The organism is Paraburkholderia sp. RL18-085-BIA-A, from assembly GCF_046027075.1.
GTDB lineage: Bacteria > Pseudomonadota > Gammaproteobacteria > Burkholderiales > Burkholderiaceae > Paraburkholderia.
On the sequence record NZ_JARESU010000045.1, the window covers coordinates 23,217 to 42,712 of the forward strand.

Here is a 19,496-nt window from a genome sequence, read left to right on the forward strand (position 1 = left end):
AGACAAAATGATTTCCGATCTCGAAGCCCGGGTTTCCCGCAAGCTGATGCTGCGGATTATTCCGTTTGTGATGTTGCTGTACTTCGTCAGCTTTCTCGACCGTGTCAACGTAGGGTTCGCGGCGATGACGATGAACAAGGCAATCGGGCTTTCGCCGGCCGCGTTCGGCCTTGGCGGCGGCCTTTTCTTCATCGGCTACTTTCTTTTCGAAGTGCCCTCGAATCTGATTCTCCACAAGGTGGGCGCGCGCAGGTGGATCGCACGGGTGATGGTGTCGTGGGGCATCGTGTCGGCGGCCTCCGCCTTCGTCGTCGGGCCCACCAGCTTTTACGTGCTGCGCTTCACACTGGGTATCGCCGAGGCCGGCTTCTTCCCCGGCATCATTCTTTACCTCAGCTTGTGGTTCCCGACCCGGCAACGCGCAGTAGCGGCGGCGTGGTTCATGGCGGCCGCTCCGATCTCGACGGCTATCGGCTCGCCGCTTTCGGGCGCAATCATGAAACTCCCGCCGATGTGGGGTTTGGCCGACTGGCAGTTGCTCTACGTCATCGAAGCCGTGCCCGCGATCGTTCTCGGCTTCGTCGTGCTGAAGTTCCTGACGGACTCGCCTTCGAAGGCGCAATGGCTGCAGACTGACGAACGCGAATGGCTGATCGCCAGATTGAAAATGGAAGCGGACGCCAGGCAGTCGCATGCCGGTCACACGGCGGGTGCGCTCAGTGCATTGCGTGACCCGCGTGTGCTTGCACTGGCACTGATCTACTTTGGTACCTCGGCCGGACTCTACACACTGGGTCTGTGGGCGCCGCTGATCATTCGCCAGTACGGCTTCGGTTCATTCGAAACCGGGCTCATTGCAGGGGTGCCCAGCATTCTCGCCGTCGTCGCGATGATCGTGTGGGCGAAGCATTCTGACCGTACCGAAGAACGGACGTGGCACGTGGTGATTCCATGCGTGATTGCTTGCCTCGGATTCATTTGTGCCGGCGGAGCCAGCAGCGCGTTGATGATTATTCTCGCGCTCGTCGTGGTGAACATCGGGATCAGCGCCGCCAAAGCGCCGCTGTGGGCGATGCCGAGCATGTTTCTCTCGGGCGCCGGGGCGGCTGCGGGTATCGCAATGATCAATTCTGTCGGCAACCTGGGCGGCTTTGTCGGCCCGTTCGCGATAGGGTGGCTGAAGGAGGTGACGGGCGGGTATGCGGCTGGTTTGTATGTGGTGGGAGCGACGCTCGCTGTGTCTGCGGTGGTGACGCTATTGCTGAGCCGGCAGGCGAAGCAGCAGACGCCGGCTGTGGCGGGCGAGCGGCACGGGCATTGATGGCGTGGGCGAGATCCGCAACTCGCTTCTCTGGATATTCGACGCCATTGCGATACGGGCTATGTCGATGAACTCCTGGGGCGTGGCGGAACATGCTTGCCACCTACGACATAGCATGTCTACCGCCCCTGTGAACACCTACTGTCGCTGAATAGAAGTCCGATTGAAACTGATTCGCCCCAGATCTGCGAAGAGACAGGGAGGGGTGATCCAAACCACGTCGCGAGCAGATCCGTTGATTGCGACGCCACCGTTATCACGCGGGCGGTCTTCGATGCGCTGCCCAACACCTTCGTAATGAAAGCGGATCACGGAAGCAGTTTTGTCGAAGTCGTTCGGGACAAGTCGCAACAAACCTTTGAGAGCTTGCAGGTTCTTACAGACCTGTGGATGTCTACCGACTTCTACAGAATCGCGCGGGAATGCCATTACCGGGAAATTCAGCCGCGTATTTTCGGAACCATCTTGACGTGGGGATCTGCCCTTACGCTCGCAGTACGACGCCCGCGCCGCCTGCGGAGAATCTGCCATCGATTCTGGAGACGGCGGCTATCTTGTCGGAGGATTTCAACTATGTTCGCGTACGACCTGTACGCTCCCAACAATGATGTGTACTTTGGCGAGCGAACCTTTACGCCGGGTGCTGGTGTGGTTCTCATGAGGCCCGACCGGGTCGATTTCGAGTGGGGACGACCATTGACGTGAGCAGCTGAACTACGCAATAGATCGCAATGCGCTAATTCAACAGAACTGTTCACTAAACGGCCGGCCTCTCAGCCGCATTCTCCTGGCCCACGACGGTTTCAAAGAACTGCTCGTAACGCCGGCAACAGGCATTCCAGCCGAATTCATCGACAGCCACAGCGTTGCTCGCATTGCTGGCAATGGTCGGCCACGACTCGCTAATTGAGCGCACGATCTTCGGCAGTTCGGAGACGTCATTGAACAGAATGACATTGTCGAACTTCCTTGCAGCCCAGATCATGAAAGGCGTCGAGCGCGAGATGAGCAACGGCACCCGTCCGATGGCCTCGAAAAACGCGCCGCTCACCAGCATTGAATCTGCCGCGTGCGGCAGGATTAGTACGTCGCTATCGACAATGCTTTGCGCAAACTCCGCATCGGACAGGAACTTGGCGTCCAGTTGCACGACGTCGCGCAGTGACCGCTTATCGATAATCTGATTCAGCGTTGCGAGGTAGGCTTGCGTGCCTTGTCCGGCGATGTACAGCTTGCTCTCGCTTGGCCAGACATCGAGTACCGCATCGATCTGCTTGTACGGGCGAATAACGCCGAGCATCGAGAACAACGGCGTTGCATGAACGGTCTTGGGTTTAGTCGGCGTCTGGCCAGGCGCGTCCCAATACAGCGGATGTGGCAGATAGCGCGCGTTGTACTCGGCCTGAAAATCCGGCGCATGGACGACACGGAAGTCCGCCAGCCGGCGCACGAAGCCGATAATTCGAATCGACAGGCTCCGGTTGAAGCCGACCGTATCGTGGACCGCTTGATCGTGGACGAAATACACGACCTTGGCCCGCCCGATCAACATCAGCGAGCAGTAAAACGCGAAGAGCAGGGAGCCCGCCAGGTTCAGGCGAGCGGTGCCTTCTTTCCGCTTGAATGGCCGGTATTCAAGCCAATGAAAAGCAAGAATGTTGTTCGGTTTGAACAGCTGGGCGAATCCGCCTTTGAATAGCCCTTTTATGGAAAGCGGCACGACGTCGTAACCGATCGATCTGTAGAGTTCCTTTTGAATCTCTATATAGCGATTTGTATGGTTAGTGAACGGGGACATCATCACAAGCGGCCGTGGTCCATTGATCTGGCCGCTTTCAATCGTGCTATCTGCTTCCTCGATAGACTGCGTCATCTGTACATTTCCAATTGAGCTGTACGTCGCAAGGTATGGGATGCGCACGCCGGAAATCAGCCGGGTCTTGCCTCAATTTTAAAGCGTGCAACGCACTAAGCGTCTAATGAATGGCTTCATCTGTGTGTTTAGCTTGCAGCAAAAGCTATTTCTACGGGGCATCAAATTCCGCCAATTAGTAGGCGTAATTCGGCAATGAGGTGGCGGGCTTCTTCGATGCGGTCGCCGCGCACCAGGCAGGCGGTGACTTTATTGCTGCTGCGATTTACAGGGTCCGGTAATAGTTATCGAATCGAAGGCCGTTGCCCGCGTATAGGAGACCGGATTTTTCGTGGGTGCGTAGGCATCCGCGCTCGCGGGTATTGGCGGTTTGGAGCGTGACGCGCTGAGCGACGTCGCGGGGTGATAGCGAGCCCTTCTTAGCGTCTTGAACACGGGCGGGTGGGGTTCCGCTCTACTGCAATCGGCGGCGCGCGCGGCCGATTGCAGCGTTGACGCTCATTGCGCAAATAGGGAATGGCGCGCTGGGATCGTACCAGCCGTTCGACTCATCAAGCCGCCACCGCACGCCTTCCCATCGACCACCCATTGACTGCCAGAAACACCAGCAGCGTGGCGCCAAAAATGCACTGCCGTCCAGCCTCGCCGATCTGCAACGCGGTCAGCAAACTGGTCAGCACAGTGATGAACACTGCCGCGATCGCCACGGCCACGTAGTCGCCACGTCCACCGCCAAGCGACACGCCGCCGATCACCGCGACGACCACGCTGGTCAGCACGTAGCCGCTGCCGAGACCGAGAAACGCCTGCCCCACGTAGCCCACCAGCAGAACGCCGGTCAGCGCGGCAATGACCGCGCTCGCCGTATAGGCCGCGATCCGCACGACGCGCACACGCGCACCGGTCAGGAGCGCGGCGGTCGGATTCGCGCCGGTCGCCATCAGCCGGCGACCCCACGCCGAGCGGTCGAGAAACCACCACACCAACGTTCCCGCCACGAGCCACAGCACGGCAACCGTCGGCACGCCGGCGACGCTTCGCCCGGCCAGTGCAACGAGCGTCGCGCTGGCGGCGGTATTCACGTGCAGCAACGATGACCACACGATCAACCCGCCGTCGACGAGGCTTGCCATCGCAAGCGTCATCACAAGCGGCGGCACTCTGAACACCGTAATGCCGCAGCCGTTGATCACGCCGACCACAGCGCCGCACAATGCCGCCGCGACCAGCGCCAGCGGCAGCCCCGCGGACCCGGCGCCGATGACGGCCGCGCCGACTATCCCGCCCAGCGTGGCCGCCGCGCCGACTGACAGATCGAGTCCCTGGCCGCCGGCGATCATCACGAGAGTCTGCGAGATGCCGAACAAGCCAAGAAACGTGGCGATCTTCAACTGGTTCGCCAATTGGTCCGCATTCGTAAAGCCGGGCACCGCCCACTGTCCGCCCACCATCACGACGACCATCAGCACCAGCAACAACGTGCGTCTGGAATTGAGCATCGCGTTCATACCGGTTTCCTCGCGCTGATGAACGTGCAGCCGAGCGCGAGCAGGATGACCGCGCCCTTGAACACTTCCTGGTAGTTGCTGGGAATGCCGGCGAAGTAGACGACGTTGCCGATCAGCACGAGCACCAGTGCTCCGCAGATCGCACCGATCATCGACCCGCGCCCGCCCGCCAGCGAAACACCGCCGATCACGACCGCGGCCACCGAATTCAACGTGTAAGGCAGGCCGAGGCGCGCATCGCCGGACGATGTCTGCGCGGAAATGCAGAGCGCCGCGCCGAACACGAACAACCACGCGAGCACGTAGCCAAGCAGCTTGACGACACGTGTATCGACGCCCGACTTGAACACCGCGTCCGCCGAACTGCCGGTCGCGATCAGACGGCGTCCGAAACGATGACGTTGCAGCACCGCCCACAGCGCCCATGCCGCGATGACCGGTACGGCCGCGAGCGGCAGCACGCCGACGCGCATCGCGAACCACTCGCCGAGCACCTCAGGTACCGCGCCGCCAGGCTGCGGCATCAGCAGCAACGCACCGCCGAACCAGATTGCGCCGGTGGCGAACGTCGCGATCAGCGCGCTTTGCCGGAAGTAGCCGACCAGCACGCCGTTGCAGACGCCGGCCGCGAGCGCGACGGCGAGCGCCGCCACACAGGTCGCGGCGGTGCCCCAGCCGGTCAGCGACGGCACGGCGGCGAGCACGCAGTTGACCAGCGAAATTCCCGCGCCGACCGACAGATCGAGTTCGCCGAGCAACACGATCACGGCCTGCGCCATGCACACGAGAATCACCGGCGCCGCGTTCTGCAGATTGCTCGACAACGAATCGGCACTAAAGAAGTCCGGTTGAAGAAACGCATTGCAACTGACCACGATCAGCAGCATCACAAGGCCGGGCAATGCGCTGGCATTGCGTGATGCGATCGCATTGATGCCTTGGCGAACCCTGCGCGAGCGCTGCTCGTGGGGAGCGTGGAGTCGTTCGGTCAGGCCGGCCTTCATGCGGCGCTCCTGCCGAACAGCGCGCTTGTCACGCGGGCTTCGTTCATCTCGGGTCCTTCGAGTTGTGCGACCACGCGGCCCTCGTACATCACGATCAGGCGGTCGCAAACAGCGAGCAGTTCATCCGTATCGGATGCGTAGACGATCGCGGCAGCGCCCGCCTCGGTCAGTGCGCCAATCGCTTCATAAATCTCCTTGCGCGCGATCACATCGACGCCCTTGGTCGGATCGCTTAACAGCAGCACTCTGACCTGCCGGTCGAGCCAGCGGCCGATCACGACCTTCTGCTGGTTGCCGCCCGACAGCGCGCGCACGGGCTGCCGCACATCGGCAGTCTTGATGCGCAGCCGGCTCACGGAGAAGTCGACGAAGCGCCGGATCGATTGGCGGCGCAAGCGCCACGGCTCGCTCTGAAAATTGACGGCAACCTGCGCGAGATTGAACTCGACCGAATGATCGAGCCACAGGCCTTGCCGATGGCGGTCGTTCGGCACGAGACAGACGCCCGCGTCGATCATGTGCCGCGGCGAGCGGACCGTGAGCGGCGCGCCGTCCAGCGCGATTTCGCCAGCGTTGAGTTTGCGGTAGCCGGCCAGCGCATCGAGCAGTTCCTCCTGCCCATGTCCCTGCAGTCCCGCGACGCCGAGGATTTCGCCTTGCCGCAAATCGAAGTCGACGCCACGCAGACGAGCGCCGGCGCGCAGTCCGCGTGCGCTCAATGCGACGCGGCCACTGCCGTTCGCGGCACTTGTGCGCAGGCGCTTTTGCGATTGCTGGGCGGCGTCGTGCAGATGCGCGGCAGCGGCGCCACCCGCCGCGCCGCCCATCCATGCCAGCACGCGGGCTTCGTCGAGCCGGCCTTGCACTTGCAGTTCGCCGGCATAGCGTCCGTTGCACAGCACCATCGCGCGATCGCACAGCGCCTCTATCTCGGCCATCCGATGCGAGATGAACACGATCGCCGTGCCGCGCGCGGCCAGCGAACGGATCACGCGCATCAGGCTGTCGACTTCGGCGGCGGCGAGCGCCGCGGTCGGCTCGTCGAAGATCAGCACGCGCGGTTCGAGCGCCAGCGCCTTGGCGATTTCGACGAGCTGCTGATCTGCAACGTTCAGCCGGCCCGCCGGCATGTCGAGGTCCCAACCGGCGCGCAGGCTCGTCAGCAGTTCGGCCGCGCGCCGCCGTGCGGCGCTCCGGTTGAGGAACCGTCCCGCGCGGCACACTTCGGCGCCGAGAAACACGTTCTCCCACACCGGCAGATTGGGCGCGAGCCCCGGATGCTGATGCGCGATCGCAATTCCCGCGTTGCGCGCCGCGCGCGGCTCACCTGGCGGCAGCGCCACGCCGTCGAGCGACAGCGTGCCGTGGTCCGCCCGGTTGTCGCCCGCGAGAATGCTGGACAGCGTCGATTTGCCCGATCCGTTCGCGCCGAGCAAGCCGAGCACTTCGCCGGCATTCAGTTCGACGCTGACGTTGTCGAGCGCGACGACCCCGCCGTAACGTCGGGTGATGCCGTTGGCAGTCAATAAAGGCATGCTGGGTCCGTCACGGGGGTCATGGGGTGAAGAGCGCGTCGAGTTCCGGCTCGCTTAGCCATTGCCCCAGGAAGTAGCTGTCGGGCTTGCCGTTCATCGACGCGAGCGTTGCGTCGAGCGTGTCGGCCGTGACGGTCTTCGTGATCGGGAAGTAGTAGGTGTTCTCCGGCAGCGGCTTGAGCTTGCGTCCCTGAGCAAGCCGGACCGCGATGCCGAGCGCGGTCCGGCTGATGTCGGGCGGGTTCACCTGCACGAACACCTTCATCGGATTGCCCGCGTCATGCTGTTTCTTCCACTCTTCGAGAAAGCCTTTCTGCGCTTCGCCCGTCATTACCGCGACGCGCCGGTTGGCGTTTTCGAATGCACGCAGGACGCCGAGCGCCATCGCGTCTTCGGTGAACACCGCATCGATTTGCGGTTGCGCGGCGATCACCGTGGCCATCACCGCCTGCGCCTTGGCCTCGTCCCACTCGCCGTAGCCGGACCACACCACCTTGATGCCGGGATACTTCGCGAAGGTGTCGAGCGCCGCCTTCTTGCGCGCCTCCGCGGCAGGATGGCCGGGAATGCCGTCGAGCACCACGACGTTGCCCTTACCGTGCAATTGCTCCGCGATCCACTCGGCGTAGCGTTGCCCCCACTTGTAGTGATCGACGGTGACGTTCACCGCGTACTTGTTCGACACGGCCTGATCGAACGAGACGACTGGGATCTTGCTGCGCTCGGCTTCGGAAATCACGCCGTTCAACGCGGTGGCCGAATTGGCGTCGACCATGATCGCGCCGGTTTTCTGGCGGATCATGTTGCGCATGTCCTGAATCTGCTGGCCGGTATTCGCGCCCGACTGCTGGACGATGAGGTTCGAGGCCAGGCCCTTGGCCTTATAGGTCTGGAACTGTTCCTTGGCGCCGTCGACCATCTGGTTGCGCCATTCGGTGCCGAAATAGCCGTTCGATAAGCCGATGTCCGGCGCGGCGGCCCATGCCGACGCGCACACGAGGCTCGCTGCGCAAGCGGCGAGCAGAGTAACCGGTTTCATTCTGTCTCCTGTGTCGCCCAGAGTTGGCGCTTTAGCGCCTACTCTGGGCCCATGCAAAGCGGTCGCCCAGAGTTGGCGATTTAGCGCCTTACTCTGGTCCCATGCAAAGCGGTCGCCCAGAGTTGGCGATTTAGCGCCTACTCTGGGCCCATACAAGGCTGTCGCCCAGAGATGCCGCCTTAGCGCCTCACTCTGGGCCCATGCAAGATGGTTGTTGTTATCTGGTGTCGTCCCACAAGACTCCGCACCGCTCAATGCACCGGTGCGTGAATCGTCTGCGCGACGCCCGCGTCGACCGGCAACGTGGCGCTCGCATGCACTTCGCCGCGCGGCGGCACGACATCATGCGAGGTCTTGAAGATTTCGCCGTCCTTCATCACCAGCGTGATTTTTTTCGGGTCTTGGAGCACCGCGAGGTCTTTCAGCGGATCGCCGTCGACAAGCAGAATGTCGGCCAGATAACCTTCGCGAATCTGCCCGAGTTCGTGCGGCTGCATCATCAGTTCGCCACCGAGCCTGGTGGCCGACAGCAGCACTTCCATCGGCGTCATGCCGATGTACTTCACGAAGTATTCGAGGTCGCGCGCATTCGTGCCGTGCGGCATCCACGCGAAACCGTAGTCGCCGCCAGGCAGGATGCGGATGCCGCGCTTGTGCATCTTCTGCAGCGTGAGCGCCGCCGTTTCGAGTTCGCGCTTGTAGCCCATCTTCGTCGCGGCCGCTTCGCTGATGCCCCACGGCTCCGCGTGATAGAGCGTGCTGATCAGCCAGCCGATTCCCGGCGCGACGAAGTGCTTGTCCTTGTTCGCTTCGAGCATGTCGAGCGCTTCTTCGTCGGCAAAGCTGGCGTGGAAAATCAGTTCCAGCCCGTGGCGCACGCATTGCTTGACCGACTCGCTCGAACGCGCATGCGCGGCGACGCGCTTGCCTGCGCGCCTGGCCTCGGCGGCGAGCATCGCGATCTCTTCTTCCGAAAATGGCGACGACTCGGCCGAAATGCCCGCGATGTACTCGCCCGACAGATTGATCTTCAGATGATCGACACCGTACTTCACGAACATGCGCGTAGTCGCGCGCATTTCTTCGGGACCGCTCACCACCGCGCCGAAGTTCAGTTCCTTGAACGGCATGTGCGGCAGTGTGTTGTCGGCGAGGCCGCCGAGAATCGTGATCTCCTGGCTGCCGGCCAGATAGCGCGGGCCGGGAAACTCGCCCGCGTTCACCGCGTTGCGCAGCACGACATCGAGCCGCGGCTTGGCGGCCGCTGCGCCGAGCGCCGAGGTCCAGCCCATCTCCAGATAGCGCCTCGCGACCCTCACGCACCAGAGCATGTGTTCTTCCGGCGGCATGAACTGAATCGCCGACAACGAAGGCTGATCGTTCCATGAGAAATGCGTGTGGGCTTCCGTCATGCCCGGCATCAGGAACGCGCCCTTGCCGTCGATCCGCTGCGCGTGCGGCGCGCTGATGGGCGCGCCTTCACGTCCTACCTTGGCGATGCGCTGTCCTTCTACGAGAACTTCGCCCCTGAAGGGCTGCGCGCCGCTGCCATCGAATACCGTTACGTTCGTCAATACGATCGAGCTCATGTGTCTCCTCCAGGCGGGCGGATTGCGACTCTCGCGCATCTCGCCCTAAGGTTCGTGCTTCGCTAAAGACGTTTCACCAGTTTTGCTCTGTCAGTCGTTCCATTGCATGCCGTGCGATGTATCAGCGGGCGGCGCGATAGAAGGCCTGCAATTCCGCCTTCGACTCCGCGGGCTTTTCGAACGTGGTCCAGTGTCCGCAGCCGTTCAGCACCACCACCTTCGCGCCGGCGATGCGCTCGCCCATCGCCTTCACCGCGTCGGGTTTGCCGACGCCGTCCTGAGCGCCGGTAATCAGCAGCGTCGGTACCTTGATCTGTTCGATCGGCGCGGGCTGTGCGCCCGCCAACGCTTCGCAGCTTTGCGCGTAGCCTTCCGGCGATTGACGCATCACGCTCTCGCGCACCAGCGCCAGAGCGACCGGACGCTGCGCCCTGGTTTCGTCGCTGGTTGCGCCTTTGACGATCGCGTCGGCAATTTCCTGCAAGCCCGCCACGCCCTTGTCGCGCGCGAGCGCCGCGCGCTGGCGGATGCCGTCGCGGCCCGCGTCGGGTGGCGCGAGCATCGGGCCGAACAGCGCGAGGCTCTTCACCAGGTGCGGATGCCTGACGGCCAGATGCTGCGCGACGATCGTACCCATCGAATGCGCGACCACGTCCGCCTGTTCGACCTTCAGTTCCCGCAGCGCGGAAGCGATGATGTCCACATACACGTCGATCGACAGCTTCTGCGACGGCAGCTCAGAACGCGCGCTGCCCGGCAGGTCGATGCGGATCACCCGCTTGCCTTCGAACGCGCCGAGTACCGGCGTCCAGTTGTTCGACGAGCCGCCGAGACCGTGAATGCACACGACGGGCGCGCCGTCGCCTTCCGTTTCGATGTAAAGACCCTGGACCTGGATTGTCGCCATTTATGCCACCTCGTTTTCAAGAATGCCGACGCGCGGAATTTCCATTCGCACGACGTCGCCGGTTTGCAGGAAGCGGGGAGGATTGAAGCCGATGCCGACGCCAGCCGGTGTGCCGGTTGCAATCACGTCGCCCGGTTGGAGTTCGATGCCGGCCGAAATCGTTTCGATCAGCGTGGGGATGTCGAAGATCAGATCCCGCGAGTTCGAGCTTTGGCGCAGTTCGCCGTTGACCCAGCAGCGCACGTCGATATTGGCGGGATCGAGTTCGTCGGCGGTCACGAGATGAGGACCCATCGGGCAGAAGCCGTCGAGCGATTTGCCGAGGAACCACTGGCGGTGCCGCTTCTGCAGATCACGCGCGGTCACGTCGTTGATGAGCGTGTAGCCGAACACGTGCGCAAGCGCGTCGGCCTTGCGGATGCCGCGGCCCGCCTTGCCGATCACGACGCCGATCTCGACTTCGTAGTCGAGTTGCTGGGTGACTGCCGCGTGACGCGGAATTTTGGCGCCGGGGCCGATTACCGTCGATGCGGGTTTGGTAAAGACCACCGGCGCTTCGGGAATGTGCTCGCCGGCTTGCGCGCTCTTGTCGAAGCCGGATTTGCTGAATTCTTCGGCGTGGTCGTGATAGTTTTTGCCCACGCAGAAAATGTTGCGGCGTGGCTGGTCGATCGGCGCGAGCACCGCGACGCTCGCCAGCGGCCGGCCGTCGTGCTTCGGCAGCAGCGCGCTTTTGATCGTGTCGTAATCATGAACCAATTGGATCATGTCGCCGCGAAAGCCGTCGCTCAATTCGGTCACGGGCCAGTACTGCTGCCTTTCCGGATCGACCACTGCAATGGTTTTCACGCCGTCGACGAGCAAAGTTGCCAATTTCATGTTGAGCCCTTAATCTAGGTCCAGTTGGTGAGAATTTCTGTCACTGTAGGACCAAATGCGACCAGAACCAACTAGGGTTAACCAAAAATAGATACCAATTGGTTCTATGTAAAAGAGCTTCTGCGGCAAGGAATAAGGTCATGGGCAACGTCGAGACAGGCAAGATTTCCGTTAGAGCGGAGGGCGCGCGCGCGCTCGCGAGCTATCTGGAGGAAGCCATTCGCACGGGGCGCTTGCGCGAGGGCATCAAGCTGCCCGCTGAGCGCGAGTTGAGCGAGGAGTTCGGGGCGTCGCGCGGTGCGGTGCGGCGGGTGCTGGCCGATCTGAAGGGGCGCGGGTTCATTACGCAGGCGGTGGGCAGCGGCACCTTCGTGTTGCCGCAAGGGAATGCGGCGGGCGCGACGGTGGGCGCCGAAGCCGGGGCTGCGTCGGCGGCTTCGCATGAAGTCGTGCAGACCAGCCCTGCCGAGTTGATGGAGGCGCGTCTGCTGATCGAACCGCTGATGCCCGGCCTGATCGTGCGTTATGCGACGGTGGGTGACTTTGCGCGAATGGTCGAATGCATCGAGCGGTCGGAAGCCGCGCAGAGCATCGAAGAGTTCGAGAAGTGGGACGGCGAGTTGCACAAGACATTTGCGCTCGCCACGCACAACAGCTTCTTTCTACGCGTGCTCGAACTGACCAACGAAGTGCGCGAGCAGGGCGAGTGGGGACGGCTCAAGCGCAAGTCGCTGACGCCCGAGCGGCGATCGGAGTATGAGGCGCAGCATCGCGCGATCGTCGAAGCGCTACGCGACCGCGACGCGGACCTCGCATGCGAACTGCTGACCGGGCATCTGAAGCAGATCCGGCACAATCTGTTTGGCGGGTGAGCATCTGTCGTTGGGCCGAGGGTGGTGTGTTCCGGGTTGTCGCGTTGCGATCCAGCCAGCACTTCGACTTGCATCGCGTGCCTTGCGCGGAGAGGTCGGCGATTCGCCGCCGCCACGCGTGCCATCAGTGTTGACGGATTTGCGCCGCCGCTTGCCTGGCGAGCGACAGATCTGTGCTGTACCGTCCTTCGCGGTCGCCCGCAGCGATTCGCGTGCGTCGCCTGCACGCGAACGCAAGACAAGGCTGTGAAGAATCGCCGCCGCCACTTTCGCGAGGGCCGCGGGAGTCGCCGCCGCATCCAGTTCACCCTGCGCCTTCGCGCGCTTGAAGCGCCGCTCGAATGCGGCATCGAAGGTATTCAGTCCGTTCGCGCACTTCGCGCATCTTTCATGAAGCATTCGTGAACTTTACTTAACCTCACGCGCTTCACTTCCCACGCCACAAAGAGAAGAAAGCGCCATGTACAAGAACCTCCAATCGCTGCGATGACCCGACAAACGCCACGCTCAAGTCCGACGCGTACACGCAGGCGCACACTGCGCTGATGTCGCTAACAGGTACATCGGCGACGACGTTCAATGCGTTTGCCCACTCGGGCGACACCAGCATCGATCGCTTCGCCGATTACACAACCAACCGCACCAACTTTCTGCGCCGCATGACGCTCTCCTTCTCGCAGATCGGCGCAACGAACGCTGCGCCGATCGTGCCCAAGGGCGCAGAAGTACTGCTCGAGACGCGCTTCCCCTATCTCGACGCCAACCAGCGCCGCGTCGTGCTGAAGACGACCGAAATGTCTTCCGGCTATCCGCTGATGGACGACGCCGAGGGCTGGGGACGTCTCAACCTGTTCGCCGCGGCGGACGGCTACGGCGCGTTCAACGGCAGCGTAGTCATCGCGATGGACGCGAGCAAGAGCGGCTTCAACGCAGCGGATACCTGGCGCAATGCGATTTCCGGCACGGGCAAACTGACACTGCAGGGTAGCGGCACACTGACGCTCGCCGGCACCAACACGTATTCGGGCGGCACTGAAGTGCAAGGCGGGACGCTGCGCGCCGCATCAGGGAACGCGTTCGGCAGCGGCGACGTCTACCTGGGTTCGGGCACGGTGGCGATCGGGTCAACACAGGCAGTCGTCGTCGCCGGAAAGTACACGCAACTTCAGAACACGACACTCGAACTCGACGTCGGCCCGAACGGACAAGGTCTACTGCGCGTCGGCGGTCAGACGACACTCGCTGGCGGCACGTTGCACGTGAAATTTGCGAGCGGCTATACACCGAAATCAGGCGACCTGCTCAACCTGATCTCCACGGGCGCGCTGTCGGGACGCTTCACTAGCATCGTGGTCGATGGCTTCACCGCCACGCCGACCTATGATGCAACGGGCGTGCATGTGCAGTTGAAGAGCTGAGCAACACTAGTTGCGTGCCGCCGGGCTTGCGCCGGGCGGCGTCCGCTTTCGCGTGCTGTTGCCGATATTGCCCCGGCACTGGCGGATGAAATTCTCGATGAGGGCCGCCAGCATCTCCTCACTGCCATGGATGTACAACCCGGAATTCGATCACGTCGTCGCTCGCGCCAGGGGTAGCCCAATGTCCGTTGGGCCAAGGCTGACGGACATACCTCTGCACCGGGCCGACCGCCGCTATTCGCGGCACGTTGCTTGCTGGGGCACAAAAGGCAGGGAACCTTGGCGCGAAACGCCGAGGTATAAACCTGCCTTTACGATGCCAACGCCTATCCTTCATAAATTGCGATGTGCGCATTTCCGTTCGGTTTCTCGCGCGTCGTCGGCGGCCGTTCCGCGCTTACGCCGAAGGGGAGGATATATGGGACGTTCAGCTTCGCCTGTGCCCGCGCAACGCGCACCGCGTCGCCGGCAACCAGGCAAACGCAAGTGGCTCGCAATAGGCATATCGCTGACTGGACGAAGTAATGAGTCAATCGACGCTAATACCAATGATTCACGCCCAGGCAGTGGTGGTGCGTGGAGGTGTCCCGTGGTTCGGGAGCAGGAGTATAAGATGTCGCGCTATATCGAACACTGGTTAAGTCAAAGCCGTGTGATCGCCGCACTGGCGGTGTTGCTGACGTTACTGTCTGTGGCCAATCTGGCGCACGCGGTCCCTCCCGATGCGGCGGCCGTACCCACTGCCGCTGCTGTTGGTCAGACGGTTACGTGCCAACCCACTTCCACGACCAGGCCGCAGCCGACTCTACCGAAGGGATTTACCGAGCAGATCTTATACAGTGGCTGTCTCAATCAGCCAACGGCGATAGCTTTTAACGGAAACAAGTCTCTGGTTTTCGTCGCCGAAAAAGGGGGCAAGATTTGGCAATGTGATTTGTCGGCCGCACCTCGGTGTTTCCTATTTGCCGACCTCGGCAGTAAAGGTGAAGTCTGCAATGATGCCGACCGCGGACTTCTCGGACTTGCGGTCGATCCGCAAAGCGATGGCAATAGTATCTACGTGCTTTACACGACGCCTCCTGCCATAGGAGCGTCGTGTAGCGGAGACGTCCTTACCCATGGCCAACTTTCCCTTTTGACAGGACCGGACCACGAAACCAAGATCCTGCCCCCGGAAGGGTCAAGCAGCCAGACCTGGTGTTTTTTCTACAGTTCTCACAGCATCGGCGACCTGACCTTCGGAGCCGATAACAAGACGCTTTATGTCAGCGCCGGCGAGGGCGCAAGCTTCATCCAGGTAGACAACGGCCAACTGGATAACGCTTGCGGCGATGGCACGAATCTGCCGCAGGGGGCATTTCGCAGCCAGGGCTTTTCGCCTTACTACGATGGCGTCATTCTCCGGATAGCGAACCCAGGCACGACAACCCAAAGCGTCGACGTTGTTGCAAACGGCTTGCGCAATCCTTTCCGCTTCGCCCGCGTGCCCGGCATCACGGATGACCTGTATGTCGGCAATGTGGGGTGGAACGACTGGGAGGCCATCGATTTCGTCAGCGGCGCCGACAAGATCGGCAACGGCAAAGGCCCGAACTTTGGCTGGCCGTGCTACGAAGGATGGAACCCCGATAACTTGAGCGCGGCTCCTCAGGCTGCATACAACAACCCTCCTCCGCCTGACACGAGCTACTGCGGGCGCGTTGTAGGTCCCGTTGCGCCGCCGTTCTTTGCGTACGCTCATCAGAGTTACGTTTCGCCCGAGGACAGCAGGGGAAGGACCTGCGGTGGCAAGCCGAACCGCGGAGGGCCGGACCAGAGCGGTAGTGTGATTTCCGCCATTGGGTTCACTGACGACACGAGCGCAACTTATCCTGCTCAATTTAAGAACGCCTTGTACTTTGGCGATCTTCTCCGGCAATGCATCTGGACAGTGCAGCCTGCGAATGGAGTGCCTGTGCCTCAGACTTTTGCAAAGGGTCTGGAGGGGGGGGCGGTGGACCTGAAGGCTGGTCCGAGCGGCGACCTTTTCTACGTAGACATTGTTACGAGTACCGTGAGGCGAATTACGCACAAGTAACAGGGAGATTTCTGTGGGCTCTTCTCAGCGGCGCCGCAAGCAAGCCGTGCATCCGCGCATTGGCATTTGTGGCCCCTTCGCTATGCACTTCAATGGCGGATAGCTGTTGTTTATATGCTTGACTCAATAGGCGAAGAGCGAACGACACGTCCGAAGAGCCCGCGGTCTTTGGTCGGGTAGTAGATTCTGCAAGACCGGCCCTTGGGACACACTGAATCGGCCGAGGGCAGTCCACACTTCACCTTCGAATGGCCATTGGCGGATCCGACGTCGGAACGTCCGACCGACGGGACAGACGAATGTGGGTTCATGGCCGAACTCGCCCCAACGCGGCGTTCCCTGAAGCGGACATTCAGAAGCAATCCAGTGCAGCGACGAATGTCCGCAATGTCCGATCCCGCGACGAACATCTGCCTCACTCATCTCACCTGCTCAAACTCACACCCGCTCAACAAACCCACGTCCTAACCCCGCCAACTCCCCACACCCCAACAACCGCATGGTGATCAGCATCTCATTCATCAGCAACGCCAACACTTCATCGACTCCGCCGCCACCCCGCCACGCAAGCCCATACAGCGGTGCGCGCCCAAGCAACACGCCCCGCGCGCCCAAAGCGACAGCCTTCACCGCATCGCTGCCGCGCCGGACACCGCCGTCGATAAAAACAGCGAGCCGCTCGCCAAGCTCATCGGCGATTTGCGGCAACAGCTCCAGCGGCGACAAAGTGCTGCCTAATTGCCGCCCGCCGTGATTCGACAGAACGATCCCATCTGCGCCATGCATGGCCGCCAGCACCGCATCCTCGCGCAGCTGAACGCCTTTCACGATCAACTTGCCGCTCCAATGCCGCCGGACCCATTCGAGGTCCGTCCATGCCAGCGTCAGATCCATCTGCCGACTCAGCATCGCCGCATGCCGCGACAGGTCCGCGCGCTCGCCGACGCTGCGCGCGAGGTTCTTCAACTGTGGCGCGCCATGTCGCGCGATCTGCCAGCACCAGCGCGGATGCCGGATGCAGTCGGCAACGAGCCTCGGCGAAACGCGCAATGGCAGCGCGAAACCGTTGCGGGTGTCGTGATCGCGTTTGCCGTGAACCGGCACGTCGACCGTCAGAACCAGCGTCGAAAAACCGGCGGCGCTGGCCCGCCGCATCAGATCCTCGGCGATACGCCGATCCTTGGGGACGTACAACTGCATCCACAGATCGCCGCCGGGTGCCGCCGCGCGCACGTCTTCGAGCAACGAAGTCGACGCGGTCGACAGCACGAACGGCAAGCCCGCGTTGCTCGCCGCCTGCGCGAGCAGCTCATCCGCGCGCGGCCAGAACAAGCCGTTGAGCCCGGTCGGACCGACAATCAGCGGGGCCGCCGCCGCGCGTCCGAAGAACCGCGTCGCTAGCGAACATTGCGACACGTCCGTCAGCACACGCGGCTTGAAGAGCCACTGCCGGTAAGCGTCGACGTTGCGCCGCAACGCGTCGCCATCGTCGGCGCCGCCGTCGAGGTAATCGAACGCAAGGCGCGGCAGGCGTCTGCGCGCGGCGATCCGGTAGTCGGCAACACATGCAAGCATGAAGGCTCCGTGGTACGTCGAATTGGCTTCGGCGATCCGGTTCAATCGCATTACAATTGACTCAACCGCCATCCGATAAACATTCAACAACCTGACACGACCATGGCAGAACGCACCGCACGAACGCCTCGCGGCGAGAAGGCCGCCGGGCCGCAGACGCCTCGTTCGTCGCTCTTCGTCGGCTCGACCGAGAAAGCGTTTCAGGTGCTGCACGCTTTCGATGGCCCAAGCCGCCACATGACGCTCGTCGATATCGCGCGCGCCTCCGGCCTCGACCGCAGCGCCACGCAACGCCTCGTCCACACGCTCGAAGCGCTCGGCTATCTGTACCGGGTGCCCGACACGCGCAATTACGGCCTCACGACGAAGGTGCTGCAATTCTCGTACAACTACGTGCGCGCCAACGAGCTGATCGACAAGGCTTCGCCGTACCTGCTGGACATCAGCCGGCGCCTTGGCGAGACGACCAATCTGCTCGAACTCGACGGCCACGAAATCGTGTTCGTCGCGCGCTTTCCAGGCCAACATCTGGTGAACATCGACATCGTGGTCGGCGCCCGTTTGCCCGCCATGTTCACGGCGGCGGGCATCGCGATCCTGTCGCGCCTGTCCGACGAACGCGTGCGCGAGATCCTCGCGCAAACCCGCCTCGAACCGCTCACGCACTACACCGAAACCAACCCCGACAAACTGCTCGAACGCGTGCGCAAGGTCGCGCGACGCGGCTACGCGGTGATCGAAAACGAAACCGTGCTCGGCGACATTTCCGTTGCCGCGCCGGTGACCGATTACGGCGGCATGGGTGTCGCCGCGATCAACATTTCGGTGCCGACCTCGCGCTGGTCGCGTGAACGCGTGGAAGCGGAACTCGCGCAACACGTGCAGGTCGCCGCGACTTCGATTTCCAAGTCGCGGCTCTCGGGCTACGCGCGCTGAACGCTCAGCGGCCGCTTATTGGCCTCTCACCGCACACTCACTGACGCCGCTCGAAGCGCTCAAGCTGCTTGTCGAGTTCGACGCGCAGATTCGCCGACAGATCGGGCGCGGCCTGCACGAGCGGCGAAAGCATCGCGGGCGCATGCACGCCGATCAGGTCCATCACCGATTTCATCGGTCCCGGATTGGTCTCGGCGAACGCCATGTTCATCAGCGGAATCAGCGAGCGATGCACCGCTAACGCTTCCTGGGTCTTGCCTTCGCTCGCGAGCCGGTGGATGGTGCGCCACGCGGTCGGTAGCAAGGTGGCGGTGACCACGATGCCGCCGCGCGCGCCCGCGGCGACATGCAGCGGAAACAGCGTGTCCTCGCCGCTCAGCACCGCGAACGACGCATCGACGCCTGCCACGGTGCGCAGAAAATGCCACATGTCCGTGTTGCAAGCCTTCATGCCGATGATACGTTCGTGCTTCGACAACTCGTGCAGCACCTCAGGCGCGATCGCGATACGCGTGCGATACGGGATCTCATAGATCAGGATCGGCAACGGCGACTCGTCGGCGTAGCGCATGAAGTAATCGCGAATGCCTTGCTGCGTCGGATTCGTGTAGTAGGGCGTCAGGACCAGCAGGCCATCGGCGCCCGCGGCGGCGAATTCCTTGCCGGCCTGAAGCGCGTCGTGATACCCGGGATCGAGCACGCCCGGAATCACCGGCACCGTGCCGCCGGCTTCGCTAACCGCCAGTTCCGCCATCCGGATGCGCTCGGCGCGCGCCAGCGCACCATATTCGCCGGTGCCGCCGAGCGGCACGAAGCCGTCCACGCCCCGCTTCAGCAGGTAACGCATCAGCGTGCGCGCCGCTTCGGCGTTGATGCTGTCGTCGGCATTGACGGGGGTCGGGATGGCCGGCAGGATGCCGCGCAGTTGTTGTGCTGAAAGCATGAAAGAGTCTCTGTGAGAGG

The 19,496-nt window shown here is 62.4% G+C and carries 14 protein-coding genes and 2 pseudogenes; 6 read left to right on the top strand and 10 right to left on the bottom strand.

The genetic code is table 11. From position 1 onward, the window contains the following. Positions 1-7: 7 nt before the first annotated feature. Together P0D89_RS26510 and P0D89_RS26515 are read left to right on the top strand one after the other, a co-directional pair. Positions 8-1,321: an MFS transporter gene (locus P0D89_RS26510; protein WP_408360160.1), complete on the top strand. Its 1,314-nt coding sequence runs from the start codon at positions 8-10 to the stop codon at positions 1,319-1,321. A gap of 232 nt (positions 1,322-1,553) precedes the next feature. Continuing rightward, positions 1,554-2,026 (top strand): annotated as a pseudogene (locus tag P0D89_RS26515) (ATP-grasp fold amidoligase family protein); the annotation flags it as partial. A 52-nt stretch (positions 2,027-2,078) separates the two neighbouring features. On the opposite strand, the gene P0D89_RS26520 reads toward P0D89_RS26515, so the two are convergent. The 8 genes from P0D89_RS26520 to P0D89_RS26555 form a co-directional block, all read right to left on the bottom strand. Next, a complete protein-coding gene (locus tag P0D89_RS26520) occupies positions 2,079-3,242 on the bottom strand; it encodes a glycosyltransferase family protein (protein WP_408377472.1) in 1,164 nt (387 codons plus the stop codon). A gap of 503 nt (positions 3,243-3,745) precedes the next feature. After that, entirely contained in the window at positions 3,746-4,702 is a 957-nt protein-coding gene (locus tag P0D89_RS26525) for an ABC transporter permease (protein WP_408360156.1), read from the bottom strand. Further along, on the bottom strand, positions 4,699-5,706 hold the full coding sequence (locus P0D89_RS26530) for an ABC transporter permease (protein WP_408360154.1): 1,008 nt from the start codon (positions 5,704-5,706) through the stop codon (positions 4,699-4,701). The genes P0D89_RS26525 and P0D89_RS26530 overlap by 4 nt, the downstream gene beginning before the upstream one ends. Continuing rightward, positions 5,703-7,241, bottom strand: a complete 1,539-nt coding sequence (locus P0D89_RS26535) for a sugar ABC transporter ATP-binding protein (protein WP_408360152.1) — start codon at positions 7,239-7,241, stop codon at positions 5,703-5,705. Before P0D89_RS26535 ends, P0D89_RS26530 begins: the two co-directional genes overlap by 4 nt. A 19-nt stretch (positions 7,242-7,260) precedes the next feature. Next, entirely contained in the window at positions 7,261-8,280 is a 1,020-nt protein-coding gene (locus P0D89_RS26540; protein WP_408360150.1) for an ABC transporter substrate-binding protein, read from the bottom strand. A gap of 251 nt (positions 8,281-8,531) precedes the next feature. Beyond that, positions 8,532-9,869 (bottom strand): metal-dependent hydrolase family protein, encoded by a 1,338-nt coding sequence (locus P0D89_RS26545; protein WP_408360148.1) that lies wholly within the window; start codon positions 9,867-9,869, stop codon positions 8,532-8,534. A 121-nt stretch (positions 9,870-9,990) separates the two neighbouring features. Further along, on the bottom strand, positions 9,991-10,776 hold the full coding sequence (locus P0D89_RS26550) for an alpha/beta fold hydrolase (protein WP_408360146.1): 786 nt from the start codon (positions 10,774-10,776) through the stop codon (positions 9,991-9,993). Next, positions 10,777-11,655 carry a fumarylacetoacetate hydrolase family protein gene (locus P0D89_RS26555; RefSeq protein ID WP_408360144.1) on the bottom strand — a complete coding sequence of 293 codons (879 nt, stop codon included), beginning with the start codon at positions 11,653-11,655 and terminating at the stop codon, positions 10,777-10,779. A gap of 140 nt (positions 11,656-11,795) precedes the next feature. On the opposite strand from P0D89_RS26555, the gene P0D89_RS26560 reads away from it, so the two are divergent. The 3 genes and pseudogenes from P0D89_RS26560 to P0D89_RS26570 all read left to right on the top strand — a co-directional run bounded on the left by P0D89_RS26560 (position 11,796) and on the right by P0D89_RS26570 (position 16,022). Beyond that, positions 11,796-12,527: a FadR/GntR family transcriptional regulator gene (locus P0D89_RS26560; RefSeq protein WP_408360142.1), complete on the top strand. Its 732-nt coding sequence runs from the start codon at positions 11,796-11,798 to the stop codon at positions 12,525-12,527. Positions 12,528-13,015: 488 nt separating this feature from the next. Next, positions 13,016-13,945 (top strand): annotated as a pseudogene (locus P0D89_RS26565) (autotransporter-associated beta strand repeat-containing protein); the annotation flags it as partial. Positions 13,946-14,558: 613 nt separating this feature from the next. Next, positions 14,559-16,022 (top strand): PQQ-dependent sugar dehydrogenase, encoded by a 1,464-nt coding sequence (locus tag P0D89_RS26570; RefSeq protein ID WP_408360140.1) that lies wholly within the window; start codon positions 14,559-14,561, stop codon positions 16,020-16,022. Positions 16,023-16,460: 438 nt separating this feature from the next. On the opposite strand, the gene P0D89_RS26575 is transcribed toward P0D89_RS26570, so the two are convergent. Continuing rightward, complete coding sequence (locus P0D89_RS26575; protein ID WP_408360138.1) at positions 16,461-17,597, bottom strand: alpha-hydroxy acid oxidase; 1,137 nt, start codon at positions 17,595-17,597, stop codon at positions 16,461-16,463. A gap of 102 nt (positions 17,598-17,699) precedes the next feature. Here P0D89_RS26575 and P0D89_RS26580 point away from each other — a divergent pair, with 102 nt between their 5' ends. Next, entirely contained in the window at positions 17,700-18,533 is an 834-nt protein-coding gene (locus P0D89_RS26580) for an IclR family transcriptional regulator (RefSeq protein WP_408360136.1), read from the top strand. 37 nt (positions 18,534-18,570) lie between these two features. Here P0D89_RS26580 and dapA read toward each other — a convergent pair whose 3' ends face one another. After that, on the bottom strand, positions 18,571-19,476 hold the full coding sequence (dapA, locus tag P0D89_RS26585) for a 4-hydroxy-tetrahydrodipicolinate synthase (protein ID WP_408360134.1): 906 nt from the start codon (positions 19,474-19,476) through the stop codon (positions 18,571-18,573). Positions 19,477-19,496: the final 20 nt, after the last annotated feature.